Annotated in this window: 25 protein-coding genes and 2 pseudogenes; 18 read left to right on the forward strand and 9 right to left on the reverse strand. The window is 59.1% G+C overall.

The features are described from left to right. Window positions 1–246: 246 nt before the first annotated feature. A complete protein-coding gene (locus N1037_21865; GenBank protein UWS81882.1) occupies window positions 247–768 on the reverse strand; it encodes a CBS domain-containing protein in 522 nt (173 codons plus the stop codon). Window positions 769–890: 122 nt separating this feature from the next. Between N1037_21865 and N1037_21870 the strand changes: the two genes are divergently transcribed. Then, the gene (locus N1037_21870; protein ID UWS81883.1) at window positions 891–1,079 is read left to right on the forward strand and encodes a hypothetical protein; all 189 of its coding nucleotides are present in this window, start codon (window positions 891–893) and stop codon (window positions 1,077–1,079) included. A gap of 83 nt (window positions 1,080–1,162) precedes the next feature. Here N1037_21870 and nqrM read toward each other — a convergent pair whose 3' ends face one another. Both nqrM and N1037_21880 read right to left on the reverse strand, forming a co-directional pair. Then, window positions 1,163–1,423 carry a (Na+)-NQR maturation NqrM gene (gene nqrM / locus N1037_21875; protein UWS81884.1) on the reverse strand — a complete coding sequence of 87 codons (261 nt, stop codon included), beginning with the start codon at window positions 1,421–1,423 and terminating at the stop codon, window positions 1,163–1,165. Between the two features lie 12 nt (window positions 1,424–1,435). Continuing rightward, entirely contained in the window at window positions 1,436–2,461 is a 1,026-nt protein-coding gene (locus N1037_21880) for an FAD:protein FMN transferase (protein ID UWS81885.1), read from the reverse strand. A 210-nt stretch (window positions 2,462–2,671) separates the two neighbouring features. On the opposite strand from N1037_21880, the gene N1037_21885 reads away from it, so the two are divergent. Genes N1037_21885 through nqrF form a run of 6 tightly spaced genes read left to right on the forward strand, consistent with a single transcriptional unit; the run spans window position 2,672 to window position 8,509 of the window. Beyond that, on the forward strand, window positions 2,672–4,009 hold the full coding sequence (locus N1037_21885) for a Na(+)-translocating NADH-quinone reductase subunit A (protein ID UWS81886.1): 1,338 nt from the start codon (window positions 2,672–2,674) through the stop codon (window positions 4,007–4,009). A gap of 4 nt (window positions 4,010–4,013) precedes the next feature. After that, on the forward strand, window positions 4,014–5,213 hold the full coding sequence (locus N1037_21890; GenBank protein UWS81887.1) for an NADH:ubiquinone reductase (Na(+)-transporting) subunit B: 1,200 nt from the start codon (window positions 4,014–4,016) through the stop codon (window positions 5,211–5,213). Further along, the gene (locus tag N1037_21895; GenBank protein UWS81888.1) at window positions 5,206–6,012 is read left to right on the forward strand and encodes a Na(+)-translocating NADH-quinone reductase subunit C; all 807 of its coding nucleotides are present in this window, start codon (window positions 5,206–5,208) and stop codon (window positions 6,010–6,012) included. The genes N1037_21890 and N1037_21895 overlap by 8 nt, the downstream gene beginning before the upstream one ends. Further along, window positions 6,012–6,665: an NADH:ubiquinone reductase (Na(+)-transporting) subunit D gene (locus N1037_21900; GenBank protein ID UWS81889.1), complete on the forward strand. Its 654-nt coding sequence runs from the start codon at window positions 6,012–6,014 to the stop codon at window positions 6,663–6,665. The genes N1037_21895 and N1037_21900 overlap by 1 nt, the downstream gene beginning before the upstream one ends. Next, the gene (gene nqrE / locus N1037_21905; GenBank protein UWS81890.1) at window positions 6,665–7,273 is read left to right on the forward strand and encodes an NADH:ubiquinone reductase (Na(+)-transporting) subunit E; all 609 of its coding nucleotides are present in this window, start codon (window positions 6,665–6,667) and stop codon (window positions 7,271–7,273) included. The genes N1037_21900 and nqrE overlap by 1 nt, the downstream gene beginning before the upstream one ends. Window positions 7,274–7,285: 12 nt before the next feature. Then, window positions 7,286–8,509, forward strand: coding sequence for an NADH:ubiquinone reductase (Na(+)-transporting) subunit F (gene nqrF / locus N1037_21910; protein UWS81891.1), 1,224 nt, complete (start codon window positions 7,286–7,288; stop codon window positions 8,507–8,509). A gap of 90 nt (window positions 8,510–8,599) precedes the next feature. Here the strand turns inward: nqrF and N1037_21915 are convergent, their stop codons facing one another. Beyond that, window positions 8,600–9,037, reverse strand: coding sequence for a MarR family transcriptional regulator (locus N1037_21915; GenBank protein ID UWS81892.1), 438 nt, complete (start codon window positions 9,035–9,037; stop codon window positions 8,600–8,602). Between the two features lie 160 nt (window positions 9,038–9,197). Here N1037_21915 and N1037_21920 point away from each other — a divergent pair, with 160 nt between their 5' ends. From N1037_21920 to N1037_21950, 7 genes and pseudogenes are all read left to right on the forward strand, one after another. Continuing rightward, entirely contained in the window at window positions 9,198–11,111 is a 1,914-nt protein-coding gene (locus N1037_21920) for an FAD-dependent monooxygenase (protein ID UWS81893.1), read from the forward strand. Window positions 11,112–11,264: 153 nt separating this feature from the next. Then, window positions 11,265–12,029 carry an SDR family NAD(P)-dependent oxidoreductase gene (locus tag N1037_21925; protein UWS81894.1) on the forward strand — a complete coding sequence of 255 codons (765 nt, stop codon included), beginning with the start codon at window positions 11,265–11,267 and terminating at the stop codon, window positions 12,027–12,029. A gap of 10 nt (window positions 12,030–12,039) precedes the next feature. Continuing rightward, window positions 12,040–12,807 (forward strand): crotonase/enoyl-CoA hydratase family protein, encoded by a 768-nt coding sequence (locus N1037_21930; GenBank protein ID UWS81895.1) that lies wholly within the window; start codon window positions 12,040–12,042, stop codon window positions 12,805–12,807. Window positions 12,808–12,811: 4 nt separating this feature from the next. Next, a complete protein-coding gene (locus N1037_21935; protein UWS81896.1) occupies window positions 12,812–13,309 on the forward strand; it encodes a MarR family transcriptional regulator in 498 nt (165 codons plus the stop codon). A 3-nt stretch (window positions 13,310–13,312) separates the two neighbouring features. Beyond that, on the forward strand, window positions 13,313–15,130 hold the full coding sequence (locus N1037_21940; protein ID UWS81897.1) for a feruloyl-CoA synthase: 1,818 nt from the start codon (window positions 13,313–13,315) through the stop codon (window positions 15,128–15,130). 10 nt (window positions 15,131–15,140) lie between these two features. Continuing rightward, window positions 15,141–16,013, forward strand: a complete 873-nt coding sequence (locus N1037_21945; GenBank protein UWS81898.1) for an amidohydrolase family protein — start codon at window positions 15,141–15,143, stop codon at window positions 16,011–16,013. 1,072 nt (window positions 16,014–17,085) lie between these two features. Continuing rightward, window positions 17,086–17,286: pseudogene (locus N1037_21950) on the forward strand (IS30 family transposase). Between the two features lie 60 nt (window positions 17,287–17,346). On the opposite strand, the gene N1037_21955 reads toward N1037_21950, so the two are convergent. The 5 genes from N1037_21955 to N1037_21975 all read right to left on the reverse strand — a co-directional run bounded on the left by N1037_21955 (window position 17,347) and on the right by N1037_21975 (window position 21,965). Then, complete coding sequence (locus N1037_21955) at window positions 17,347–18,390, reverse strand: L-idonate 5-dehydrogenase (protein UWS81899.1); 1,044 nt, start codon at window positions 18,388–18,390, stop codon at window positions 17,347–17,349. An 8-nt stretch (window positions 18,391–18,398) separates the two neighbouring features. Beyond that, a complete protein-coding gene (locus tag N1037_21960; protein ID UWS81900.1) occupies window positions 18,399–19,676 on the reverse strand; it encodes a TRAP transporter large permease in 1,278 nt (425 codons plus the stop codon). Window positions 19,677–19,679: 3 nt separating this feature from the next. Then, window positions 19,680–20,186: a TRAP transporter small permease gene (locus tag N1037_21965; GenBank protein UWS81901.1), complete on the reverse strand. Its 507-nt coding sequence runs from the start codon at window positions 20,184–20,186 to the stop codon at window positions 19,680–19,682. 64 nt (window positions 20,187–20,250) lie between these two features. Continuing rightward, window positions 20,251–21,222 carry a TRAP transporter substrate-binding protein gene (locus N1037_21970; protein ID UWS81902.1) on the reverse strand — a complete coding sequence of 324 codons (972 nt, stop codon included), beginning with the start codon at window positions 21,220–21,222 and terminating at the stop codon, window positions 20,251–20,253. Continuing rightward, entirely contained in the window at window positions 21,219–21,965 is a 747-nt protein-coding gene (locus N1037_21975; protein ID UWS81903.1) for a GntR family transcriptional regulator, read from the reverse strand. Before N1037_21975 ends, N1037_21970 begins: the two co-directional genes overlap by 4 nt. Window positions 21,966–22,063: 98 nt before the next feature. On the opposite strand from N1037_21975, the gene uxuA reads away from it, so the two are divergent. From uxuA to N1037_21995, 4 genes and pseudogenes are all read left to right on the forward strand, one after another. After that, window positions 22,064–23,275 (forward strand): mannonate dehydratase, encoded by a 1,212-nt coding sequence (gene uxuA, locus N1037_21980; GenBank protein UWS81904.1) that lies wholly within the window; start codon window positions 22,064–22,066, stop codon window positions 23,273–23,275. A gap of 11 nt (window positions 23,276–23,286) precedes the next feature. Then, complete coding sequence (locus N1037_21985; GenBank protein ID UWS81905.1) at window positions 23,287–24,732, forward strand: mannitol dehydrogenase family protein; 1,446 nt, start codon at window positions 23,287–23,289, stop codon at window positions 24,730–24,732. After that, the gene (locus N1037_21990; GenBank protein UWS81906.1) at window positions 24,729–25,649 is read left to right on the forward strand and encodes a sugar kinase; all 921 of its coding nucleotides are present in this window, start codon (window positions 24,729–24,731) and stop codon (window positions 25,647–25,649) included. The genes N1037_21985 and N1037_21990 overlap by 4 nt, the downstream gene beginning before the upstream one ends. A gap of 106 nt (window positions 25,650–25,755) precedes the next feature. Further along, a pseudogene (locus N1037_21995) lies at window positions 25,756–25,851 on the forward strand (IS6 family transposase). The last annotated feature ends 38 nt before the right edge of the window (window positions 25,852–25,889 follow it).

Genomic DNA, 25,889 nt, shown 5'->3' on the forward strand with positions numbered 1-25,889 from the left:
GAAATGAAGTGAAATAGCCGCCCTTCGGGTTTGACGGATTTTCCCGCTGGACGCGTCACATCTGATTGAAATAGTACCACTATTCCTGCGCAGATGCTCCTAACCAGCGAAAAAATCTGTCAAACTGAGCACGTAAGATTTATGGGCCCAGAGCCTAGGCATCCAAAGATCGCGTGTCAGATCAGAGGACCGGGCGGGCCACAGGTGGCTGGCCTTCGGCCCCGTGGGACAAAAGGCCAGGGTGTTTTAGCCGACAATCATCTGCTTGAGTTGCAACGCTTCATATTCCAACTCATTCAGGCGGTAGTTCACCACATCGCCAATGGTCAGCATGCCACATAGCTTGCCATCCTCAACCACGGGCATGTGGCGGAAACGACCTTCGTTCATGCGGCGCAGGACAGTGACCAGAACATCAGAAGGAGCGCAGGTTTCTACCTTGGCGGTCATGTTCTCACCCACGGTCTGTGGCAGGGTTTGCCCCGGCGTTTCCGCCAGTTTGCGCACGATGTCGCGCTCTGACAGAATGCCTTCCAGCTGGCCATCTGTTCCAGTGACCAGCAGGGCGCCAATGCGTCGGTCGCGCAACACCGAGACAGCGGTGCTGAGCGTATCGGAGGACGAGATCGTATAGGTGGTGCCACCCTTTTTGCTGATCAGCTGTTCGACTGTTGCTGTCTCATGCGAGATATTGCTTTCAACGGACTGGCTGTGGCTTGTCTTTTTGGCCTGATCCCCGCGACTGGGGGACTGATACGAACTTGGCATGTTGAAATGCTCCCTGTTGTTGCTGCGCCTGGTTGTCTATTGGTCCTGTGCTGTGTCATGCAGATCGACAGACGATATGCCTTAGGGCAGCTTAGACGACAAATTGCCTTTGGGGGAATACCTTGCTTGCCTCGCAGATCACACTGACGCCGCTGAGCGCCACGATTTTGATTTTTCTGGCGGTGCTGGCGGGCAACCGCTATCGCCGGGTCTGGAAGGCTGAGGGGCCGCGCTGGCAGCTGTGGCTATTTGGCCTGATTGCGGCGGCGGCGCTGCTGACACTGGGTTTTGTCCCGATGGCGCCGGGCTAAGCGGCGCATCAGGCACAACAAAAGGGCGACCGATTGGGCCGCCCGCGTCCTGACTGTCTTAGATCTGCTGTCTGTTTGAAGGCTCAGCTGCCGGTCTGACCATCTGCGCGCATCTCGGCTTCCATCTGTTCGACCATTTTGCGGGCGCGTTTACACTGCAGCTTGTCGCGCAGCGGGCTGTTGGGGTCGATGTCCTTGCTGCAGACCACACATTTGTCAGCGCCGGAAATGGCGTTCAACCCACCGCAGCTGCCCTTGATGGTTTTGCCCATCAGCAGAACGCCCAGTGACATGCCCAGCATGATCAGTGCCAAAAGCCCAAAGGTAAAAAGGAATGTGGCCATCAAGATCTGCCCTTATTGCTTGGCTTGCAGCTTGGAAAACTGCGAGCTGGTGGTGGTTGCGAACCCTGTCTCACCGGAATCGGCTCGGCGTGCAATGAACAAAACCGCGAGGCCTTCGGTTTCGGCGATCTTGAGCCCGCGGTCCTGACCCAGTGCCAGCAGTGCGGTGGCCCAGCCATCGGCCATCATGGCGTTTTCTGCCAGCACCGTCACCGAGGCGGTGCCATGGGTGATGGGGCGGCCGGTGACACCGTCAATGATGTGGGAATAGCGGATGCCATCCTGTTCAAAATAGTTGCGGTAATCCCCCGAGGTGGCCATGCCAAGCCCCGAGACATCGACAATTTCCTCAATGGTCTGGCTGGCGGCATCGGGGCGTTCGATGCCAATGCGCCAGGCTTCGCCATTGGGGTTCAGCCCGGCAGTGACCAGATCGCCGCCAATTTCCACCATATAGTCGGTGATACCAGCCTCGGCCAAAACGGCGGCAACCTGATCGACGCCGTAGCCCTTGGCAATGGCGGCCAGATAGACCGAGGTCTGCGGCAGGCTTTTGCGCAGGGTCAGGGGATCCTGCGACAGCGACAGGATTTTGGCCTGCCCGACCTGTTGCATGGCTGCGGCAATGGCCGTTTCTGTGGGCACCGGGCTGTCGGGGGTGCGGGCACCAAAGCCCCAGATTTCGATCAGCGGGCCAAGGGTCACATCAAACAAGCCCTCGCTTTTCTGGTGGATCGCATTTGCCGCGGCCACAACGTTGGCCAGTTCGGGCGAGATCGCAATGGGATCGGTGGAGGGCTCTGCGTTGAACCGGGAAATCTCGGAGTTTGGATCCCAGTTCGACATCTGGCTGTTCACTTTTGTCAGTGCCGCGGTGATGCTGGTTTGCAGCGCATCCGACGACAGATCCGCCGTTTTGTCGATTGCCACGATGGTGTAGGTTGTGCCCATGGTCTCGCCGCTGAAGGTCAGCGTGACGGGATCTGATTTGCAGGCTGCTACAAAAAACATCATAGCGACAAGAAAGAGACGTGCCATTTATCCACCTACCCTTGAAACGCCCTTCTATTGTACGCTATTCGCGGCCCTGTCAATCAAGGTTGGATATGGTCTGAAATGGTACGGAAACGCGCTTTTTCATTTTTCCCGGTGGGAACTTGGTCCAGATCAGACTATTTGCAGGTCGAATCCGAACAAACGGCCCAGAGATGTTGGTTCTGACCGACAGCACAAGAAGAAGAGATAGAGTTGCGGCATTACAAGCTACGAAAAGGACTCGAACTTCCGGTAGCGGGCGCCCCCGCGCAGGAAATTCACGATGGTCCCGCAGTCAGGACCGTTGCCTTGCTGGGCAGCGACTACCTAGGTTTGAAACCCCGTCTCGCGGTGCAGGAAGGCGATGTGATCGCTGCCGGCGCCCCGGTCTTTGCCCATAAGGATACGCCTGATGTGCAGGTGGTCTCACCTGTGTCGGGTCGGGTCAAAGCGGTGAACCGTGGCGCCCGCCGGGTGCTGGTCAGCGTCGAGATCGAAGTGGACGCCACTGCGGCAGAGCCAGTCGATTTCTCATCGGTGGGAGATGTCTCCACCGCTGAAGGCCTGGCTGAGCGCCTGTGTGCGGCGGGTCTGTGGACTTCGTTCCGCACCCGGCCCTATTCCAAGGTGCCCGCATCCGATAGCCGCCCGGCGGCGATCTATGTGACGGCGATGGAATCAGAACCCCTGGCGGCGGATGCCAGCGTCATCATCAATCAGGCGGCGGATGACTTTGCGGCGGGGCTCAAGGCCATTGCCATGCTGAGCGAAGGCAACTCCTATCTTTGCCAATCTGGCGATGCGTCTATCCCCAGCGCCGATGGGGTTGAGGTTGTTGGCTTTGACGGACCGCATCCTGCGGGTCTGGCTGGCACCCATATGCATTTCATCGAGCCCCCCACCTCCACCAAAACCGTCTGGAGCATTGGCTATCAGGATGTGATTGCCATTGGCCGTTTGCTGAACACAGCTGTGGTGAGTGCCGAACGCATTGTTGCCCTGTCGGGACCGCTGGTGAGCAAGCCACGTCTGGTGCGGACCACTGTTGGTGCCTCGATGGCGGATCTGCTGGCCGGTGAGCTGGACAGCTCGGTGGCGCCACGGGTGATTTCCGGGTCGATCCTGTCGGGTCGTGCGGGCCAGGGGGCCGATGGCTATCTGGGTCGCTACGCGCGTCAGATCACCGTGATCGAAGAAGATCACAAACAGATCCCCATGGGCTGGATTCGCCCGATGGCGAGCAAATATGCGGTGCAGCCAGTGCTGGGATCGCTGTTCTCGAACAAGCTCTATGCGCTGACATCGAACCTCAATGGCGGACGTCGCGCCATGGTGCCCACCGGCACCTTTGAGCAGCTGATGCCGCAGGACTATCTGCCAACGCAGCTTTTGCGTGCGCTTTTGGTGATGGATACCGACCAGGCCCAGGCGCTGGGAGCGCTGGAACTGGACGAAGAAGATCTCGGGCTGGTCGGCTTTGCCTGCCCGGCAAAATACGAATACGGACTGGCGCTGCGCGACAGTCTGACGAAGATCGAAAAGGAGGGATAGTCTCTTGGGTCTCCGTAACTTTTTTGACCGCATCGAGCCGAACTTTACCAAGGGCGGCAAGTGGGAGAAACTGTTCCCCATCTATGAGATGGTGGAAAGCTTCCTCTACACACCAAAGACGGTCACCACCGCAGCACCCCATGCGCGGTCGTATATCGATATGAAGCGGATCATGACCTATGTGGTCATCGCAACGATCCCCTGCATTCTGTTTGGCCTTTATAACACTGGCCTGCAGGTCAACACCGCGCTTGGCGCCTACGAGGCCACGGGCTGGCGCGTCGCCGTTCTGGAATTCCTTGGCATCGGCTTTGATCCCAGCAATCCGCTGGTCAATATGGCGCATGGTCTGCTGTATTTCCTGCCGATCTATATCACCACACTGGTGGTTGGCGGCATCTGGGAAGTGATCTTTGCCACGGTGCGCGGCCATGAGGTCAACGAAGGCTTCCTGGTGACCTCGATGCTTTATGCTCTGATTGTGCCGGCCAGCATTCCGCTGTGGCAGGTGGCCTTGGGCATTTCCTTTGGCGTTGTGATCGGCAAAGAGGTCTTTGGCGGCACGGGTAAGAACTTCCTCAACCCGGCACTGACCGGGCGGGCCTTTCTGTATTTTGCCTATCCGGCCTATATGTCCGGTGACAGCATCTGGACGCCTGTTGACGGATTTTCCGGCGCCACTGCGCTGTCGGTGTCTGCCTCGTCCGGGTTTGACCAGCTGGCGGCCAACGGGGTTGAGTGGATGGATGCCTTTATCGGCACTATTCAGGGCTCCTTTGGGGAAACCTCAACCCTGGCTTGCCTGATCGGTCTGGCCTTCCTCTTGGTGACCAAGATCGCCAACTGGCGTCTGATCATTGGTTGCATGGCGGGCATGGTGGGTTTCTCGCTGCTGCTGAATGCGATTGGGTCTGACAGCAATCCGATGTTTGCCATGCCCTGGTACTGGCATCTGGTCACCGGTGGTTTTGCCTTTGGCATGGTCTTTATGGTCACCGAGCCGGTTTCGGCCAGCCACACCAATATGGGTCGCTATATCTATGGCGCGCTGATTGGCTTCATGGTGGTGATGATCCGGGTGATCAACCCGGCCTTCCCCGAAGGCATGATGCTGGCCATCCTGTTCGGCAACGTCTTTGCGCCGCTGATCGACTACTTTGTCGTGCAGGCCAATATCAAACGGAGAGCGAAGCGTCATGTCTGAGCAAACCAAAAAAGGCGCGATCCAGCGCTTCCTTGAGGCCTCGCCTGATTCAACCGGAAAAACCCTGTTTGTCGCTGTGGCGCTCTGCCTCTGTGCCTCGATGATCGTTTCGGCGGCGGCGGTGGCTCTGCGCCCGACGCAGGAAGCCAACAAGCTGAAAGACAAGCAGATCAATATTCTGCAGGTCGCGGGCCTGTATCAGCCCGGCGTTAATGTGACAGAGGCCTTTGGCGCCTCCTTTGAACCGCATGTTCTGGAGCTGGCCACTGGCCGGTTTACCGAAGACTTCGATGTGGCGACTTTTGATGACCGCGCCGCGGCGGATGATCCGGCGACCTCGATTGCGTTGGAGGAGGATCCGGCCTCGATCGGGCGGCAGTCCAAATACATGACTGTCTACCTGCTGAAGGATGACGCGGGCGAGATCGACAAGGTGATCCTGCCGCTGCATGGCTATGGTCTGTGGTCGACGCTCTATGGCTTTATCGCGGTGGAAGAAAACGGCAATGACATCTTTGGCCTGCAGTTCTATAGCCACGCCGAAACCCCCGGTCTGGGCGCCGAGGTGGACAACCCCCGCTGGAAGGCTCTGTGGAAGGGCAAACAGCTGACGGATGAGTCGGGTGAGCTGCAAATCACCGTGGCCAAAACCGCGCCCGCCGCTGGCAAAGAGTTCCATGTGGACGCCCTGTCCGGTGCAACGCTGACCTCGGCTGGTGTCGACAATCTGGTGCGTTTCTGGATGGGCGAAACCGGGTATGCGCCGTTCCTTGCCAATCTCAAAGCAGGAGATATCTGATGTCCCAGACACGTAGGGAAATGCTGCTCGACCCATTGGTCGACAATAACCCGATCACCCTGCAGGTGCTTGGCATCTGTTCCGCCCTGGCGGTGACCTCCTCGCTCAAGGTGGCGCTGGTGATGACCCTCGCGGTGACGCTGGTGACGGCGTTTTCGTCCATGTTCATTTCGGTGCTGCGTAACCAGATCCCCAGCTCGATCCGCATTATTGTGCAGATGGTGATTATCGCGTCCTTGGTGATCCTGGTGGATCAGGTGCTCAAGGCCTATGCCTTTGAGATCTCCAAAACCCTGTCGGTTTTTGTGGGTCTGATCATCACCAACTGTATCGTCATGGGCCGGGCCGAAGCCTTTGCCATGAAGAACCCGCCAGTCGCCTCCTTTATCGACGGCATCGGCAACGGTTTGGGCTATGGTCTGATCCTGATGCTGGTCGGCTTTTTCCGCGAGCTGTTTGGCTCTGGCTCGCTGTTTGGGGTCACCATTCTGGAAACCGTGAACAACGGTGGCTGGTATGTGCCAAACGGGATGCTGTTGCTGCCGCCTTCGGCCTTTTTCATCATCGGTCTTTTGATCTGGGCCTTCCGCACCTGGAAGCCGGAACAGGTGGAAGAGCGTGAACATAAAATTCAAGTCGTAGAGGCCCACTGATGGAAGCGCTCCTCTCTCTCGCGGTCAAGGCGATCTTTGTTGAGAACCTGGCCCTCTCTTTCTTTCTCGGCATGTGTACCTTCATCGCCGTTTCCAAGAAAATCTCCACCGCCATTGGTCTGGGGATTTCGGTGATGATCGTGCAGGCCATTACCGTGCCGGCCAACAACCTGATCCTGACCTACCTGCTGGCGCCCGGCGCCCTGGGCTGGGCCGGATTTCCCGATGTGGATCTGACCTTTCTGGGGCTGATTTCCTATATCGGCGTCATCGCCGCACTGGTGCAGATCCTAGAGATGGTTTTGGACAAATACTTCCCGCCGCTCTACAACGCGCTGGGGATCTTCCTGCCGCTGATCACCGTGAACTGCGCCATCCTGGGTGGTTCGCTCTTCATGGTGGAACGCGACTACGGCTTTGCCGAGGCGGCGACCTATGGCATCTCCTCCGGGTTTGGCTGGGCACTGGCGATCACCGCCATGGCTGGTGTGCGCGAAAAGCTGAAATATTCTGACATTCCTGATGGTCTGCAGGGTCTTGGCATCACCTTCATCACTGCGGGACTGATGGCTATGGCCTTCATGTCCTTCAGTGGCGTGAAACTGTAAGGGGCTGGCACAATGGCTACTTTTGGACTTGGCATTGTCCTTTTTACCCTGATCGTTCTGGCGCTTGTCAGCATCATCATCGCGGCCCGTTCCAAGCTGGTTTCCACCGGCAATGTGAACATCACCATCAACGGCGAGAAAACCATCTCAGTCCCGGCCGGCGGTAAGCTGCTGCAAACCCTGGCGGCGGAAAAACTGTTTGTGCCTTCGGCCTGTGGCGGTGGTGGCACCTGTGCCCAGTGTCGGGTGCGCGTGCATTCCGGGGGCGGGTCGATCCTGCCAACCGAGGAAGGTCATATCACCAAGCGTGAGGCCGGTTGTGGTGACCGTCTGTCCTGTCAGGTTGCGGTCAAGCAGGACATGGAAGTGGAAGTGCCCGAAGAGGTCTTTGGTGTCAAAAAATGGGAATGCACCGTGCGTTCCAATGAAAATGTCGCCACCTTCATCAAGGCGCTTATTCTGGATCTGCCCGAAGGCGAGGATGTGAATTTCCGCGCGGGGGGCTACATCCAGATCGAAGCCCCGGCCCATGCGCTGAAGTACACCGACTTTGACATCGAAGAAGACTACCGCGCCGATTGGGATCGCTTTAACCTCTGGCAGTATGAATCGGTTGTGTCTGAGCCGGTTGAGCGCGCCTATTCCATGGCCAACTACCCGGATGAAAAGGGCATGATCATGCTCAATGTCCGGGTTGCCTCACCACCCCCCGGGTCTGAGGGCATCCCTGCGGGCATGATGTCGAGCTACATCTTCAACCTCAAGCCCGGCGACAAGGTCACCATCTCTGGTCCCTTTGGCGAATTCTTTGCCCGCGACACGCAAAAAGAGATGGTCTTTATCGGTGGCGGTGCCGGTATGGCGCCCATGCGCAGCCATATCTTTGACCAGCTCAAACGGCTGGAAAACCGCGATCGCAAGATCAGCTTCTGGTATGGTGCACGCTCCAAGAAAGAGATGTTCTTTGTTGAGGACTTCGACACCCTGGCAGCGGAGTTTGACAACTTTGATTGGCACGTGGCCCTGTCGGATGCGATGCCAGAGGATGAATGGACCGGCTACACCGGGTTTATCCATAACGTGCTGTTTGAAGAGTACCTGAAAAACCACCCAGCGCCAGAAGACTGCGAGTTCTACATGTGTGGTCCGCCGATCATGAACCAGTCGGTGATCAACATGCTGCTCGACCTTGGTGTCGACCGTGAAGACATCATGCTGGATGATTTTGGCGGCTAAGCTGCCTAGGAAAGTAATTAAAAAGCGGCTCCCGTATCGGGGGCCGTTTTTGTTTGGCGATGGACCAGGGGCACAGGGCAACGTGGGGCCCTAGGGTAAATCAGGGGCTGATTTGCCTAGCGCCTTGCGCGCCAGATCCAGAAAGGCCGCGTGCTCTTGTGGTGTCAGCGCCTGCAGCATTTCTCCCTGCATCTGTTCCACCAGCGGCAGAACCTCTTCAAATAGCCCCTGGCCTTTTTCGGTGAGCCGCACCTCGCGGGCGCGCCGGTCGCGCGCGCTGACGCTGCGGGTGACATAGCCTTTTTGATCCAATCGGTCGATCACCCCGCCAATGGTGGCACGGTCATAGGCGATCTTGGCCGCGACGCCTGCCTGGTCGATGCCGGGGCAGGAGGCAATGGCATCCATGGCCGCAAACTGAACCGGTGTCAGGTCGTAGCCGGTCGCCTGCATCTGTTTTGCAAAGATATGGGTGGAGACCTGGTTCAGCCTGCGGATCAGGTGGCCCGCCATATTCTGTACTCGCATCGCCTGTTCCTTCTGCTCTCAAGCGCTCTTTCCTGTGTAATACAGCTGAGGTCTGGATGATAGGAAGTGTACATACTAATTTCTTGACTCAATATAGTAAGCATAGATACTAATTGCAGCAACGCCAGGAGGCGTGGGTTCATATTGAAGGAGCATGGCAATGCAGTTTTACAAAGAAGGCTTTCGAGGCGGCAATCCGGATGTAAAACCCACGGCAGCTGATCTGCGCGCGCGGGGGGCCTATGAGGCGCTGCCGGACCGGGTCGATGTGCTGATTGCCGGCTGCGGTCCGGCGGGGCTGTGCCTGGCGGCGCAGTTGGCGCAGGCGCCCGAAATCAAAACCATGATTGTAGATCCCAAACCCGGTCCCATCGAAAAGGGACAGGCCGATGGGGTCAATACCCGCACCATGGAGATGTTTCAGGCCTTTGGCTTTGCCGAAACGGTCAAGCGGGAAAGCTACTGGGTCAACCAGACGGCTTTCTGGTCGCCGGACCCCAGGAACCCGGCGCATATCAGCCGTATTGGCCGGGTGCAGGATGTGCCCGAGGGCTCATCGGAGATGCCACATACCCTGATCAACCAGGCGCGGGTACATGAATTGTTCCTGGAGGTGATGAAAAACGCCCCAACCCGGCTGGAGCCTGATTATTCCTGGGCGGTCCGCGATCTGGAGATTGACCCAACGACCAGCGATCATCCGGTTACGGTTACGCTGGAAAACACCGGTATCAACGCCGGTGAGACCAAAACGGTCCGGGCCAATTATGTGGTGGGCTGTGATGGGGCGCGCTCGAAGGTGCGCCGTGCGATTGGGGGCGAGCTGCACGGCGATGCGGCCCATCAGGCCTGGGGCGTGATGGACATTCTGGCCAATACCGACTTTCCGGATGTGCGGCAGAAATGCCTGATCACCTCGGCGACAGAGGGCAATATCCTGATCCTGCCCCGCGAGGGCGGCTATCTGTTTCGCATGTATGTGGAGCTGGACAAGCTGAACCCGGATGAACGTGTTTCCAGCCGCAACTTTACCGCCGATCACATGATCGAAGCGGCGAACAGGATCATGCAGCCCTACAGTATCGACGTGAAAGAGGTGGTCTGGTGGTCCATTTACGAGATCGGCCACCGGCTGACCGACCGGTTTGACGATGTGCCTGCGGGGCAGGACCGGAACCCACGGGTCTTTACCGCCGGGGATGCCTGCCACACCCATAGCCCCAAGGCCGGGCAGGGGATGAACGTCTCGATGCAGGACAGTTTTAACCTCGGCTGGAAACTGATGCAGGTCTTCAAGGGGCGCTCGGATCCCAGCCTGTTGCGCAGCTATTCGGCTGAACGTTGGGTCGAGGCAAAGCGGCTGATCGAGACGGATCATCAATGGGCGCGGATCATGTCGGCGCCTGCCGGAGAGTCCGAGCTCGACAGTGGCGACATGCCACGGTTTCAGAAACAGTTCGTCGAGAACCTGGAGTTCACCGGCGGGTTGGCGGTGAAATATGATGCCTCAGCGCTGACAGGGCATGAGACTCATCAGGCTCTGGCAACGGGGTTTGAGATCGGACGCCGCTTTCACTCTGCCCCGGTGGTTCGGGTGGCTGATGCCATGCAGATGCAGCTGGGCCACGTGGCGGAGGCCGATGGCCGCTGGCGGATCTATGCCTTTGCGGGCCAGGACAGCGCCGCAGGGTCCGATCTGTATCGGCTGTGTGAGTGGTTGATGAATGACCCTGACTCGGCTGCGCAAAAGTACCGCCGCCCGGAGGAGGACATTGATGCAGTGATCGACCTGCGCGCCATCTTCCAGCAGGGCTTTGATGCGCTACTGGACCAGCAGATGCCCGAGATCCTGAAACCCTGCACGGGCAAGCTGGGCCTACAGGACCACGAGAAGATCTTTTGTGTCGATCACAAAGACGCCGGGGATATATTCGAGATGCGCGGTGTTGATCGCGAGGCGGGCTGCATGGTTGTGGTACGGCCAGATCAGTATGTCGCCCATGTGCTGCCGCTTGATGCACATGCCCAGCTGAGCAGCTTCTTTGATGGGGTGTTCCGCTCCCCCAGCACTTAGGCTGGGCGCGTCCCGTCGGCTGTTCAGGTTGAGTTCCCAGTTTGAGGCTCTTCTCAATGTTTGACTATAATGATTATGATGTATAATCATTATGGAGACTCACGTTGAGTGCAGGGAGCGTTTGACCCTTAGGGGTTAGCAGGGAGGCGATAAATGCGGATTGACGGACAAATTGCGTTAGTGACAGGTGGCGGCAGCGGTCTTGGGGCGGCGACGGCGCGGCTGTTGGCGGGGCAGGGGGCCAAGGTGGCGATCCTGGATTATGATCTCACCCGGGCCCAAGCGGTCGCCGCTGAAATTGGCGGCGTTGCGGTGCAGGCGGATGTTAGCGATGAGGCGGCGGTAAGTACCGCCATGGACAGCGCTATAGATCAGCTGGGCGGCGTGCCCCGGATTGCGATCAGCTGTGCCGGCGTTGGCATGGCGGCGCGGATTGTCGGGCGCGAAGGCAAACTGTCCTTTGACGTGTTTGAAAAGACCCTGCGGGTCAATTTGTTTGGCACTTACAATGTGATGAGCCACGCGGCGCGCCGTATGGCCGAGCTGGAGCCGCTGGGTGATGGCGAACGCGGCGTGGTGATCAATACCGCATCTGTTGCCTTTGAAGATGGTCAACTGGGGCAGGCGGCCTATGCGGCGTCAAAAGGGGCTATTGCCTCCATGTGTCTGCCTGCCGCGCGAGAATTTGCCCAGTCTGGCATTCGCGTCATGGCCATCGCACCGGGGCTGTTTCAGACCCCGATGATGGAGGGGCTGCCGCCGGAAATCGCCGAAAAGATCACCGCAAATATTCCCTTCCCCGCGCGGTTGGGGGCCCCGGAAGAATATGCCCTTTTGGCCCAGCAGATCATTTCGAACCCGTTTTTGAACGGGACCACAATTCGTCTGGACGGGGCCGTGCGCCTGCCGCCACGCTGAGGAAACGACAATGAGCGACCCAATTCTGAAGATCGAGATCGCCGATACAATCGCGACGCTGACCATGAACCGCCCCGACAAGCGCAACGCCATGTGCGAAGAGCTGTTGATGGCCCTGGACGCATTCTTTTCCGCGCCGCCCAAAGAGGTGCGGGTGGTGATCCTGACCGGTACTGCGGGGCATTTCTGCTCGGGGTTGGATCTGTCGGAACATGTTCACCGCTCCGCCGAAGAAAACCTGTATCACTCGCGCCACTGGCATGCGGTGATGGAGAAAATCCAGTTTGGCGGGCTTGCCGTGGTGTCGGCCATCTTTGGTGCAGCCATCGGCGGCGGGCTGGAGCTTGCCTCATCGACCCATGTGCGTATCGCCGAAGACTCGACAATTTTCCAACTGCCCGAAGGGCGACGGGGCATTTTTGTCGGCGGTGGCGCAACGGCGCGTGTTGGTCGCTTGTTAGGGCCGGATCGCATGACCGAAATGATGCTGACGGGTCGCAAATACAATGCCGCAGAAGGCCTGGCTTTGGGGCTGACCCATTATGCCGTGGGCGAGGGTGAAGCCCTGCCACTGGCGCAGCAGCTTGCAGGTAAGATTGCCCGCAATGCGCCGCTGTCCAACTATCTGATGATCCAGTCGATTGCGCGGATCAATGACATGTCGCAAAGCGATGGATTGTTCACGGAATCCCTGGCCGCTGCCCTGTCCCAGACAACCCCCGACGCCGAAGAAGGCCTGAAAGCCTTTCTTGAAAAACGCGCGCCAAAGTTTCGGTGAGGATATGAAAAAGCTTGAAGGAAAAGCGAGCGGATCCTCCGATGTGGTTACATCGGACGTGACCCATGTCAGCGATGCCACCCTGCGCCAGTTCATGGGCTATCACATGAAGCGGGCGTTCAACATCATTCAGAGCGATCTGGGGCGCACGCTCAAACCCTTTGATTTGCGTATGTTGACCTATACGGCGCTGGTTCTGATTGTGGACAACCCCGGTCTGCGGCAGTCGCAGCTGGCGGATGCCATGGATGTGGAACGCCCCAATCTGGTGGTGATAATCGACGAGCTGGAGCGCCGCGAGCTGATTGTTCGCGACCGGGTCCCAACGGACCGGCGCGCCTATGCCCTGAAGGTGACGCTCACCGGGCGGCAGCTGTATGAGAAAGCCGTGGCTGCGGTTACCGCCCACGAAGAGCAGCTTTTACAGCAGCTTGACGGTGATACGCGTCAGATCGTTATCGCCGCATTGAAAACAATCGAGACCAATAGAGGGAAAGCTTAGCTTATGAAACGCACGTCGCAATTTCTCAGTCACTCGATTTCCCGTGAAGACCGCGCCGATGGCGCCATTCTGTTGCGCTCAAACCATGGCCTGGGACCAGTTGTCGACAAGACCTCTGATTGGTTGCACCGCTGGGCCAAGGAGGCACCGGATCGGGTGTTCCTGGCAGAGCGCAGCGGTGCCGGCTGGCGCGAGGAAAGTTATAGCACCACTTTGCAAAAGGTGCGGCAGATCGCACAGTCGCTGCTGGCACGGGGGATGGGCGCAGGTACGCCGATCCTGATCATGTCCGGCAATGGGGTGGATCACGGGCTTTTGGCCCTGGCGGCGCAGTATATCGGCGTGCCTGTGGCCCCGGTGGCTGAACAATATTCGCTGATTCACGGCGCCCATGGGCGGTTGCGTCAGGCGATCGAGCTGCTGCAACCGACCATGGCCTATGTGGTGGATGCGGATCAGTATGGCGAGGCCCTGAAACTGGACGCCCTGGACGGTGTCGAGATCGTCGCCAGCCGTTCTGGCAGCATTGAAACGGTCACGACATTTGATGCCTTGTTGCAGGGCGATGCCGGCGTTGACCTGGATGCAGCCAATGGGCAGGTCGGCCCGGATACCGTGGCAAAGATCCTGATGACATCGGGCTCAACCTCGGCGCCCAAAGGGGTGCTGACGACCCATCGTATGATGTGCGTCAACCAGACCCAACTGGCAGACGGGCTGCCGTTTTTACGTGACCGCCCCCCGCGGGTGGTGGACTGGCTGCCGTGGAACCATGTCTTTGGCGGCTCGCATAACTTCAACATGATGCTGGCCAACGGCGGCAGCTTTTACATCGACGACGGCAAGCCGGTCAAAGGCCTGTTTGACCGTACGCTGGAAAACCTGTCGATGGTGACAGGCAGCCTGGTGTTCAACGTGCCGGTTGGCTTTGCCATGCTGCGTGACGCGCTGGAAAAGGACGCGGCTTTGCGTCAGCGGTTCTTTGAAAACCTGGACCTGCTGTTTTACGCCGGGGCCTCGCTGCCGCAGGATGTTTGGCAAAGCTTTGAGAAGATGGCGGTAGAGATCAAAGGCGAAGTGCCGTTGATGACATCCTCCTGGGGGCTGACCGAAACCGCCCCCGCCACCATGATGCAGCAAGAACCCATTGGCCGGTCTGGCGTTGTTGGGGTGCCGATGAACGGTGTCACCGCCAAGCTGATCCCGGATGCCGACATGCGCTGCGAAGTGCGGGTCAAAGGCCCCAATATCATGCCGGGCTATTATCAAGATCCGCAAAAGACCAAAGAAGCCTTTGATGATGAAGGCTATTTCATCACCGGCGACGCCATGGTTTTTGTCGATCCTGACGATGTGAACAAGGGCATGAAGTTTGATGGACGTATTTCCGAAGACTTCAAACTGTTGACCGGGACCTGGGTGCGCGCGGCAGGGCTGCGGATCGAAATGCTCGCCTGCCTGGCACCGCTGGCAGCGGATCTGGTGATCACCGGGCAGGATCGCGATGAGATTGGCTTGATGATCTTCCCGGACCGGGATGCGCTGGCAGCGGCTGGGTTCACACTGGAAGAGGAAGACGGCGCTCTGACCTGCCCGAAACTGCTGTCCGAGATCCATCACCGCCTGAACGAACGTTCAGGTCGTGTGTCTGGCTCATCGACGCGGGTGGTGCGGGCGATTGTGCTGGCAGAGCCTGCCTCACTGACCGAGGGTGAAGTCACCGCCAAGGGCAACCTGAATTTCCGCAAGGTGCTGACGGGACGCGCCAATCTGCTGAAACGGCTTTATGATGACGCGGCTAGCGGCATCGCAAAACTCTAAAGGAAACAAAATGGTAGATATTTCCAAAGTCCGTGCAATCGACTTTCATACCCATGCTGAGGAATCCTGTGGGTGCCATGCGGATGACGGCTATGACGAATTGCAAAGCACCATGGCCAAGTATTTTGGCGCGCCATGGCAGCACCCGCCCACCATCCCGGAAACCGCCGCACATTACCGCAAGCAAAACATCGCGGCGGTGATTTTTCCGGTCGATGCCGAACGCGAGACTGGCTATCGCCGGTATTCCAACGATGAGGTGATCGAGCTGGTCAAGCAGAACGATGACGTGCTGATCCCCTTTGCCTCGATTGATCCCTGGAAGGGCAAGATGGCGGTGCGCGAAGCCCGCCGCCTGATCGAGGAACACGGCATCAAGGGCTTTAAATTCCACCCCACCATGCAGGGGTTCTACCCCAATGATCGCATGGCCTATCCGTTCTATGAGGTGCTGGCCGAGCACGGCTGTATCGCCCTGTTTCACACCGGCCAGACCGGTGTTGGCTCGGGCATGCCCGGTGGCAATGGCATGCGGCTGAAATACTCCAACCCGATGTATATGGATGATGTGGCGGTTGATTTCCCGGATATGAAAATCATCCTGGCGCACCCCTCCTTCCCCTGGCAAGAAGAGGCGCTGTCGGTGGCCCAGCATAAGCCAAATGTCTACATCGACCTGTCGGGCTGGTCGCCAAAATACTTCCCGCCAATCCTGGTGCGCTACTGCAATTCCATCCTCAAGAAGAAGGTGTTGTTTGGCTCGGACTGGCCGATGATCAGCCCCGAGCGCTGGCTGAACGCCTTTGAGCAGATCGACATCAAGGACGAGCTGCGCGAAGACATCATCAAAAACAACGGCGCACGGCTGTTGGGATTGATGTAAATGACTGTTCCAATCCCGGCGCTCGTAACGCTGGGATTGGTCGGTCTTTGCCGGTGATCGTGACCCCTTAATTTGGGACTGTTGCATTAGTTCGTTGGTGGCGAGTGTCTGCCTGAGTGACCCATTTGGTTACGCGACATCGAACAGGTCGGCCATGAAGGTGATCTCACCTCTGACGCTTGGCTCATTGTGACGGATGTGACCCCGCTTGATAGTTCTGATTGTCTCGATCCCGCTCAAGGTAGCTTTGGCAGTTCATCCCATTAGCTCAGTGGGTGGTTGTAAATGCGTTCCAATTCTTGTGAAAACAGCCACCTCTCGGTACCGTAAATCGAGTTGCGCCGAAAAATATGCTTCAGATTTTTCGCTCAATCTCACCAGCACCATATCGAAGGCAAGAGATGTACCCTCTGTCGCGCGGATGCCAACTCTTGGGGAATTTGTGTCGCACAGAGCAAGCCTTTCACGCAACAACAATGGAAACACAAAGTGACATATACACCCGGCTGCACATACGATCAGATGTATTCTGATGCTCCATCTCAAGCGGAGCTTGATGAAACCCGCATGCTGATCCTAAAAGATTTGCGGGTGGCAGGCAGCCAACGCATCGAGATGCACTATTCCGTGACGAAGATACGGCGCACTTTCAGAGCCTGAGTTTTAGATCTGCTGCAGCTGTGACCACAAAACACTTGAGCGATGGTGTTGCAGTTTTTAGTTTGGACTTTACCGATTCCGTTAATCTTGGGTGCAATCACGGGTTGAACAACCACGGAATTCTCATTTGGGATCTACCAACCGACCGCATCGATAGTTTCCAAGTGAGACGTACATCAGCGTCGATAGCGTAACTCACCACGGACTGTAGTCTGGCAGTTTAGCGTCGAAATGTAACATAATCCAGATTATTGGATTAAAGTGTGTAGTCGGGTGCACGCTACCACCAACTACGACTCTTGTTAGAAAACAGCATCTTACCTAACGCGAGGAATCGGCACGGGCGCCGTCTACACACAACTGAGTATCACAGAACGACGCAAGATTGAGCGCTGGATGCAGGCAAAGGTCCAGCCCTTTGCAGAAAGGCACAGTCGAGAACACAAACCAACGCCTTCAAAGGTGGCTGCCCTGCAAGCGCGACATCCGGCATTGCACAGATCACGATATGAAGGTGATCTGTGATCGCTTCAACTACACACGGCAGAAGTGTCTTGGGTGGAAGACCCCTGCCGAGGTCTTCCGCGAAAAGAATGTGGGGGAAACGCGATGACACCCCTAACCTGACACCGACACGAGTCGCGGATCAAGTATCGCTCACCTCGAGGGTTCGCTACTCCGACAGGATCAGGTGCACCTTCACCGACTTTGAACGATCCGTGGCGGTACGGAAGGCCTCCTGTGCCTGCTCCAGCGGGAAATTCTGGGTGATCATCGGGCGAACGTCGATCCGGCCCGTGACAATCGCTTCGACCGCTTCAGCGAATTCGGTGTCGAAACGGAAAGTGCCCAGCACGCGCAGCTCTTTTGCCACGATCGCGTTCAAAGGGAGCGGTGTGTCGCCTGCGACACCGACCTGCACTAGCGTCCCGCGCGGGCGCAAGGCCGCGATAGCGGATCGGATCGCGGGTTCGGCCGCAGAGCATTCAAAAACCACATCGAAGTGGCCCTTGTCTGCAGCGAACACGGTCATCGCTTCGGCGTCTTGCATCACGTTGATGCAGCGCGTCGCCCCCATTCGGGACGAGACCGCAAGAGCTTCGTCCTGAAGGTCGGTCACCACGATTTCAAACGCGCCTTCCTTTGCGGCGATTGCCGAGCACAAAACGCCGATGGGCCCCGCGCCGGTGATCAGGACCCGCTTGCCGGCGAGATCACCCGCAATACGGGCGGCGTGCAGGCACACAGCAAGGGGTTCGGCGCAGGCAACGGCCCCAAGATCTGCCCCGGGGGGGACCTTGACGCATTGCGCGGCACTCACGACTATTCGGGTGCGGAATAACCCCTGTTCGTGCGGTAGACGAATGGCCGATCCGTTGAACCGCATGTTCAGGCAGTGCATGGTCAGCCCATCGAGGCAATACGGGCACGTGCCGCAGGGGCGACTGGGGTTTACGGCGACACCGTCTCCTTCGGCCAAGCCGTCGACTCCCGGGCCCACGGCCAAAACGCGGCCAGACGCTTCGTGTCCCAGAATGATCGGTTCGCGCACGCGGATCGTGCCAATGCCGCCTTGTGACAGGTAGTGCATGTCCGACCCGCATATACCGCCTGACGCCATGGCCAGCAGGACTTGACCTTCGCTGGGTTCCTCGACGACGTCGGTTTCGATGCGCAGATCGTCCTGACCATGGAGGCGGCAAACTCGGGTTTCCATCGGGAACCTCACTTTATCAGAAGGGACGGCAACCATGTTGCCAGGGCAGGAATGTAGGACACCGCCAGAAGTACCGCGATGTTGGTCAGCAGGAACGGCAGGATTGCTTTGACCACCGGCATCAGCGGCAGCCGTGCGATCCCCGCGCAAACAAAAAGGCAGACACCGACGGGCGGGGTGGTCAGGCCGATCATCAGGTTCAGCACTGCAAAGGTAGCGAAGTGCAATGGTTCGATCCCGACGGCTTCAGCCAGGGACAGAAGCGGTACGAATAGGATGATAAGGGCGGCGATGGTTTCCATGAACATGCCAACAAACAGCAGCAGGAGGTTGATCAGCAGAATGACCAGGAAGCGATTGTCGGTGAAGCTGAGTACACCGTCCGCGATGGTCTGCGGGATGCGTTCCGACACCAGGATCCAGCCAAATACGTTGGCGAACCCGACGAGCGCCAAGATGCCTGCAGCGGAGGTGCCACTTTCGACGACGATGCCGGGGAGTTCTCGGACTGGCAATTCACGGTAGATGAACGCGCCGACGATGAAGGCATAGACCGACGCCACGATGGCGGTTTCGGTCGGCGTGGCAAGACCGGACAGCAAGCCGTAGATGATCAGGAACGTCATCGCCAACGCCCAGAACGCCCCGGCGAAGGATTTTGCGACCTCTTTGAACCCTTGCCACGGCTGGCGCGGGAAATTGCGGCGACGGGAGATGACGTAGGCCGTGACCATCATCGCCAGACCCATCAGGATGCCGGGAATGGCGCCGGCCAGAAACATCTGCCCCACGGATATGCCGGACAGCGCCCCCACGATGATCATCGGCACGGATGGCGGAATGATCGGCCCCACGGTAGAGGAGGCAGCCGTGACAGCGGCGGAGAAATCAGCCGGATAGCCGGCCTTCTTCATACCAGGGATCATGACGCCCCCGATCGAGGCGGCGTCGGCCACGGCCGTGCCGGTGATGCCGCCGAACAGCATGGAGGCCGCAATGTTGGTCAAACCCAGGCCGCCCCTGATCCAGCCGACCAGCGAATTGGCGAAGCGGATGATGCGCTGTGTGATTCCGCCGCGGTTCATCAGATTGCCTGCCAGGATGAAGCCCGGAATGGACAACAGCACGAAGACATCCATGCCGGCATACATCTTTTGCGGCATCACGACGGCGGGGATGCCCGACAAAAGCAAATAGGCAAGCGAAGAAATGCCCAGCGTGATGGCAACGGGGATTCCAACGATCAGGCCGCCGATGAAAACGAGGAACAGTACGGTGACGCCCATGTGTCAGAGGTCCTCTTCGGGTTTGACGGGAAGGCCGTTTTCCTTGCCAGTCACCATGCCCAGCACACGCAACGCAGCGAACACCAGAAGGAAGACCAGCAACAAGAAGACGGTAACGTGAACGAAATCCATGCGCAGACCCAGCGCAGGGGATGTCTGCATCGATCCGATGCTGGTATAGCGCCAAGCGTGCGGCAGCAGATACAGTGCCAGCCCACTTGTCGCCAAGGCCGCGATCAGCCGCAGGTTCCAGGGCGCGCGTCCGGGCAGGCTTTCGCAGATCACATCGACGTTGACCAGATCGCCCGAGCGGAAAGACAGCCCCGCCCCGAAGGCTACCATGAACAGCAAAGCATAGCGGGTGAGCTCCTCGGTCCAGACAAAGGCGATGCCGGTGAGGCGACCGGTGACTTGCACAAGGACGGCGACGATCAGAACCGCGAAGGACAATCCGGTGCCCCATTGGGCCAGCCGTGTCACAAGATGAATGATCGTATCGGGGGGTTTCATGAAACATCCTTGGCAAGTGAATGTGGCGGTTGCGGCGCCACCGAAGCGGCGCCGCGGGGAGGGATCACTCGGTAAAGAGGCCTTCGACGATGGGCCGGACTTCGTCGCTGACGTTCATCAAGACCGCATCCTTGGCTGCCGCCTGAAACGCGGCTCCGTCGACCTCGACGAAGGTCATGCCCTGCTCTTCGAGGTAGGCACGGTCGTCTGCGACGGACTGCTCGAACAATTCACGCTCGTACTCCTGTGCACGCGCGGCGGCTTCCATGACGTGGCCCTGATCTTCTTCGCTCAGTTGGTTCCATTTGGATTCAGCGATGGTCAGATAGATCCAGCTGCGTACGTGCTCTGTCAGGTTCACGTGGCTTTGCACCTCGGCGAAGCTGGCGGACCGGATCAGGGCAAGGGGGTTTTCCTGCGCTTCGATAGTGCCGTTCTGAAGCGAGGTGAACACCTCTGAGAACGCCATCGGACCGGGATTCGCGCCAAGCGCCTGCCAGGTGTCGACGAACAACGGCACATTCGGCACGCGCATCTTCAGGCCCTGAAGATCGTCGGGGCTGGCGATGGGGCGGTTCGACGTCAGGTTGCGCGGGCCGCGTGCGAAATAGGCGATGGGGCGGATCTGCGCGTTCGCGATGATCTCTGCCTTGATCTGGTCGCCGATGTCACCGGACGCCACTTCGTCCATATGCTCGATTGATCGGTAGGCGTAGGGCACGGCCAGCAGGGCGGCCATGGGTGACCAGTTTTGCAGGCTTTCGCCGGTGATCGTCATGTCGACGGTGCCCAATTGCATGCCGTTGATCAGGTCGATTTCCTTACCGAGGCTTTCGTTCGGGAACACCTCGACCGCGATACGGCCGTCGGTCAGCGCGGACAGTTCCTCGCCGAACTTGACGGAGGCCAGGTGCCACGGGTTGTCCTCGTTAGCGAGGTGGCCCAGTTGCAGTGTCATGTCCTGCGCGAAGGCCGGGATGGCCGACATTGCCGCGACGGATGCCGCTGCGAAGGTTGTTTTCCAGTTGAATGTCATGTGTCGTCTCCTCCTTGGATGGGTGCGTTGACCGGTTCGGGAATGGGCCCGTCCGGCACGTCGAAAAAGTCGGGATTTGCCATTAGGATCTGCGGCAGGTCGTTGAGAATCTCGCGCAGGTGGCCCCGAATGGCCGCATTGGCCCCCGCGCAATCGCCGATCTCTATGCGGTCGACGACCGCTTTGTGTTGTTCGATCAGTTTCAGGACAGGCAAGTGACCCAGCGATAGGAATCGGACCCGATCCATCTGGGACTTCAGCCCCTCGATCAGGCGCCAGGCATCGGCCTTGCCGGCGGCGTCGGCCAAGGTGCGGTGAAAGCGGTCATCCATGCCGATGAAGTTGTGCGGATCGCCGTGCACCGCCGCCGCCTGCGCCTTAAGCTGGGCGCGAAGGTCCTGGACAACAGCGGGATCCGGGGTCGCAGCTAGGATCGCCACGATGTCCGCCTCAATCGCCTCGCGCAGGAACCGCGAACTCAGCACCGCGCCGTAGCCGATCTTCGTTATGACGGTACCGCGCTGCGGCCGAATAGCGACGAGACCTTCGCCGGACAGCTTGATGAACGCTTCGCGGACAGGTTGGCGGCTGACCGAACATGCCCGCGCGATTTCGCTTTCGGAAATGTTATCACCAGGAGAATAGCGATTGCGAATGATGGCCTCGCGCAAGCGGACATGGATCTGCGGTGAGATTGCCGCAGATGGATCCAGGTCATTCGCAATAGGGCTATGTGCCGTCATGATTCGTCTCCTCCCTCACAGCATCTACCATACTTCCATACTAGTCAGCAACAGTTGGTTATGTTAAGACCGTGCCAAGCGACTCGGGAGGATAAGAGATGAAACAGACATGGCGTTGGTTCGGGCCGAAGGATCTCGTGTCGATCGACGACACGCGACAAGCGGGGGTGACGGGGATCGTCTCGTCCTTGCACCACGTAGCGACAGGCGCGGTCTGGTCGCCGGACGAGATTGCCGCGCGCCAAAGCGACATCGCCACAATGAAGGACGGCAGCCCCTCTGGCATTGCGTGGGACGTTGTCGAAAGCCTGCCGGTGTCCGAGGATATAAAGAAACAGACGGGCCAATGGCGCGACCATATCGAGGCTTATAAACAAAGCCTTCATAATCTGGCAGACGCCGGCCTGTCGGTGATTTGCTACAATTTCATGCCTGTCCTCGACTGGACCCGCACGGATCTCGCATGGGCGCGGCCCTCTGGTGCCACATGCATGCGGTTCGACCTCGTCGATTTCGCGGCCTTCGATCTGCACGTGTTGAAACGTGACGGGGCCGCCGATGATTTCGACGATGCCCTGCGTGATGAGGCAACTGCACGTTTCGAGGCGATGAGCGAGGCACACCGCGAAGATCTTGCCAAGAATGTCGTGTTCGGCCTGCCCGGCGCGGCGGAAAGCTTCACGCTCGACGATGTTCGCCGGCATGTTGCCGAATACAGCGCTATCGACGAAGACCGTCTGCGTCGGCACCTGATCGATTTCCTTGAAGAAGTGGCCCCCGTTGCGCAAGCCAGAGGCCTGCGCCTGTGTTGCCATCCCGACGATCCGCCGGTGCCGCTGCTGGGCCTGCCGCGCATCATGTCCACCGAGGCGCAGTACAGGAAGGTCATGCAGGCCGTCGATCTGCCCGCCAACGGGATTACCTTGTGTTCCGGCTCGCTCGGGGCGCGGTCGGACAATGACCTGCCGGGGATGATGGAACGGTTGGGCGACCGTGTACACTTTCTGCATCTGCGCAACGTGAAACGCGAAAGCGATGCCCTGTTCGGATCATTCTTTGAGGATGAACACCTTGAGGGCGACACGGACATGGTGGCCCTGATCGCCGCTGCCTTGAACGAAGAGGACAAGCGCCGCGCGCAGGGTCGCGACGATTGGTCGATCCCGTTCCGTCCTGATCACGGCCAGGACATCCTTGATGACTTGCACCGCAAAGCGCAGCCAGGCTATCCGGCCATCGGTCGACTAAAGGGGCTGGCCGAATTGCGCGGTGTAATCGCAGGGCTGCAGCACGGGCGACCCCAAACATGATGACACGGCTGATGGCACTCGAAGGCATGCCGGACAGCGTGCGCGTTCCCGCATACCGGCGTGAAAATCATGGTGCGGGGATCGTCCATCTGGGTCTGGGCGCGTTCCACAAGGCACACCAAGCCGCCTATACTGACGACGCGATAGAGCATTCGGGCGGCGACTGGCGCATCGTCGGGGTCAGCCTGCGCAGCGAGGCACCATCGCGCGAACTGCAGCCGCAGAACGGGCTCTACACGGTCATCGAACGGGACTTTTCCGGCAGCCGCGCGCGTGTGATTGGGTCCATTGCAGCGACCCATTGTCTTAAGACCGACCGCGCCGCGATTGAGGGCGCGCTGCAGGACCCCGCCACACGGATCGTCTCGATCACAGTGACGGAAAAGGGCTACGGGCTGGACCGGGCGACGGGGGGCATAGCAATCGATCACCCGGCCATCGCGCATGACCTGTCCCATCCAGCCGAACCACAGGGTTTGGCGGGTCTTCTGGTCCGCGCGTTGGGTCAACGCCGCGCGGCGGGCGTGCCGCCCTTCACTGTTCTGTCTTGCGATAATCTTCCAGACAATGGTCCCGTGTTGCGCAGCCTGCTGATCGATTTTTGCCGCCATGCGGCACCCGAACTGGTCGATCACATCACGTTCGACGTGGCCTTTCCCGCGACCATGGTGGACAGGATCACCCCTGCCCCCACGCTCGAAACCCTCGCGCTTGCAAGCCGGATGACCGGCCATGCCGACGAAGCCGCTATCGAGACCGAAGGGTTCCACCAATGGGTGATCGAAGATTCGTTCCCGACGGGACGTCCGAAATGGGAGGCGGGCGGCGCGATCTTCACAGATGACGTGCGCCCTTACGAGGCGATGAAACTGCGGATGCTGAACGGTGCCCACTCGATGCTGGCCTACACCGGTTTTGCAGCAGGGCATCGCTACGTGCGCGATGTCATGGCCGATCCTGCCTTGTCGCGCCTCGTCTCGCGCCACCTCTACGCCGCCGCCGCGACGTTGCGGCCCTTGCCGGGTGTGGATTTCGCCGGTTACGCGGCCCAGCTCGAAGAGCGGTTTTGCAATCCGCATCTGGCGCATGAGACCTACCAGATCGCCATGGACGGGTCGGAGAAGATCACACAGCGTATCCTCGCCCCCGCGCAGTCCGCCAGCAGCACAGGTCAGGACCTTCGTCCGTTCGCCTTTGCCACGGTAGCCTGGATGCGCCATCTGACCGGGTCGACCCACGACTGTGCACCTTACGAGGTGCGCGACCCGCGCGCGAAAGACCTGGGTGCTATGACACGGGGTCAGCCCGCTTCACAGATCGTTTTCGCGCTGCGCGACGCATCCTTCGTGCCAACCGCGCTCACGCGGGACGACGCATTCTGGGCTCAGGTCGAAGAGCTGCTTCACGCAATGCTGACCCGTCCCATGGCGGATGTCATCGCACAGGAGGTTGCATGAAGCGCCTTGTCTCGATCGGGGAATGTATGCTGGAGCTGTCCGCTGCCAAAGGCGATCTTTGGCGTATGGGTATAGCCGGCGATACGCTGAACACCGCATGGTACGCGCGCGCCTGCCTGCCCGCCGATTGGGGCGTGGCCTATGGGACCTGCATCGGCACCGACGAGGTGTCGCAGCGCATTCCGACCTTTTTGGCCGAAAACGGGCTTGAGACCGATCGGGTGCTGACCCACCCGACCCGGTCCGTCGGCTTGTACATGATTTCGCTGCATGATGGGGAGCGCAGCTTTACCTACTGGCGCGACACCTCCGCTGCCCGAACCCTAGCGAGCGATCCGGACCGGCTTCTGGCGTTGACCGCAGACGCAAATGTTTTGCATGTCTCCGGGATAACCCTTGCGATCCTGCCGCCTGTGGGACGTGCCGCGCTCATCGAGGTCCTGCGCCAACGCCGCAGCGAGGGGTGCACGATCTCCTTCGATCCCAACTTGAGACCCCGACTATGGGAAAACCCGCAATCGGCCGTAGAGGCCCTGACCGAGATGGCGCGTGTCGCCACCATCGTCCTGCCGTCCTTTGACGACGAGCGGACGGCTTTCGGCGACGCGACGCCGGATGACACGGTCACGCGCTATGTCGCCCTGGGCGCCGACACGGTCGTGGTCAAGAACGGCGGCGGACGGATCGCGGCCTCGCACGGGGGTAGGAGAAGCGAGTTCGATGGCTTCGCGCGGGTGACACCGGTGGACACAACCGGGGCGGGCGACAGTTTCAACGGAGCTTTCCTGGCCGCGCTGGCAAGCGGCCAGCCGCTGAACCAGGCCGTCGCTTCAGGCCACTGTATTGCCCGGCAGGTCGTCGGTCACCGGGGCGGGCTGATGCCGAAGGATAAGATAAGCAAAACGCAGATGGACTGACCTGCGAACGTGTGCAACCTGGCTTGCTCCCGAGAAACAGGATGTGACTTGATCCACATACCGGCGGGGGTGGTGCCTGGATCGAGTTGTCGCGGTAGATCCAGCGTTCTTTCTGACGCGAGCGATGGTAGATGTTGAAGACCTGATGGCAGAGCGGGGCGTGGTTGTCAGCCGGGAAGCGATCAGGCCGTGGGTCACCCGCTTGCAGGGGGTGCCTGAACAAGGCTGCATAAAAACCTT

It is taken from the genome of Phaeobacter sp. G2 (assembly GCA_025163595.1).
Classification (GTDB): Bacteria; Pseudomonadota; Alphaproteobacteria; order Rhodobacterales; family Rhodobacteraceae; genus Pseudophaeobacter.

Coding starts and splice junctions, on each gene's coding strand:
- N1037_21900 (UWS81889.1), top strand. CDS start 6,012: ATGTCCCAGACACGTAGGGAAATGCTGCTCGACCCATTGGTCGACAAT.
- nqrM (UWS81884.1), bottom strand. CDS start 1,423: ATGGCCACATTCCTTTTTACCTTTGGGCTTTTGGCACTGATCATGCTG.
- nqrF (UWS81891.1), top strand. CDS start 7,286: ATGGCTACTTTTGGACTTGGCATTGTCCTTTTTACCCTGATCGTTCTG.
- N1037_21895 (UWS81888.1), top strand. CDS start 5,206: ATGTCTGAGCAAACCAAAAAAGGCGCGATCCAGCGCTTCCTTGAGGCC.
- N1037_21975 (UWS81903.1), bottom strand. CDS start 21,965: ATGACGGCACATAGCCCTATTGCGAATGACCTGGATCCATCTGCGGCA.
- N1037_21865 (UWS81882.1), bottom strand. CDS start 768: ATGCCAAGTTCGTATCAGTCCCCCAGTCGCGGGGATCAGGCCAAAAAG.
- N1037_21960 (UWS81900.1), bottom strand. CDS start 19,676: ATGGGCGTCACCGTACTGTTCCTCGTTTTCATCGGCGGCCTGATCGTT.
- uxuA (UWS81904.1), top strand. CDS start 22,064: ATGAAACAGACATGGCGTTGGTTCGGGCCGAAGGATCTCGTGTCGATC.
- N1037_21935 (UWS81896.1), top strand. CDS start 12,812: ATGAAAAAGCTTGAAGGAAAAGCGAGCGGATCCTCCGATGTGGTTACA.
- N1037_21945 (UWS81898.1), top strand. CDS start 15,141: ATGGTAGATATTTCCAAAGTCCGTGCAATCGACTTTCATACCCATGCT.
- N1037_21990 (UWS81906.1), top strand. CDS start 24,729: ATGAAGCGCCTTGTCTCGATCGGGGAATGTATGCTGGAGCTGTCCGCT.
- N1037_21930 (UWS81895.1), top strand. CDS start 12,040: ATGAGCGACCCAATTCTGAAGATCGAGATCGCCGATACAATCGCGACG.
- N1037_21925 (UWS81894.1), top strand. CDS start 11,265: ATGCGGATTGACGGACAAATTGCGTTAGTGACAGGTGGCGGCAGCGGT.
- N1037_21915 (UWS81892.1), bottom strand. CDS start 9,037: ATGCGAGTACAGAATATGGCGGGCCACCTGATCCGCAGGCTGAACCAG.
- N1037_21955 (UWS81899.1), bottom strand. CDS start 18,390: ATGGAAACCCGAGTTTGCCGCCTCCATGGTCAGGACGATCTGCGCATC.
- N1037_21970 (UWS81902.1), bottom strand. CDS start 21,222: ATGACATTCAACTGGAAAACAACCTTCGCAGCGGCATCCGTCGCGGCA.
- nqrE (UWS81890.1), top strand. CDS start 6,665: ATGGAAGCGCTCCTCTCTCTCGCGGTCAAGGCGATCTTTGTTGAGAAC.
- N1037_21880 (UWS81885.1), bottom strand. CDS start 2,461: ATGGCACGTCTCTTTCTTGTCGCTATGATGTTTTTTGTAGCAGCCTGC.
- N1037_21985 (UWS81905.1), top strand. CDS start 23,287: ATGGCACTCGAAGGCATGCCGGACAGCGTGCGCGTTCCCGCATACCGG.
- N1037_21920 (UWS81893.1), top strand. CDS start 9,198: ATGCAGTTTTACAAAGAAGGCTTTCGAGGCGGCAATCCGGATGTAAAA.
- N1037_21940 (UWS81897.1), top strand. CDS start 13,313: ATGAAACGCACGTCGCAATTTCTCAGTCACTCGATTTCCCGTGAAGAC.
- N1037_21965 (UWS81901.1), bottom strand. CDS start 20,186: ATGAAACCCCCCGATACGATCATTCATCTTGTGACACGGCTGGCCCAA.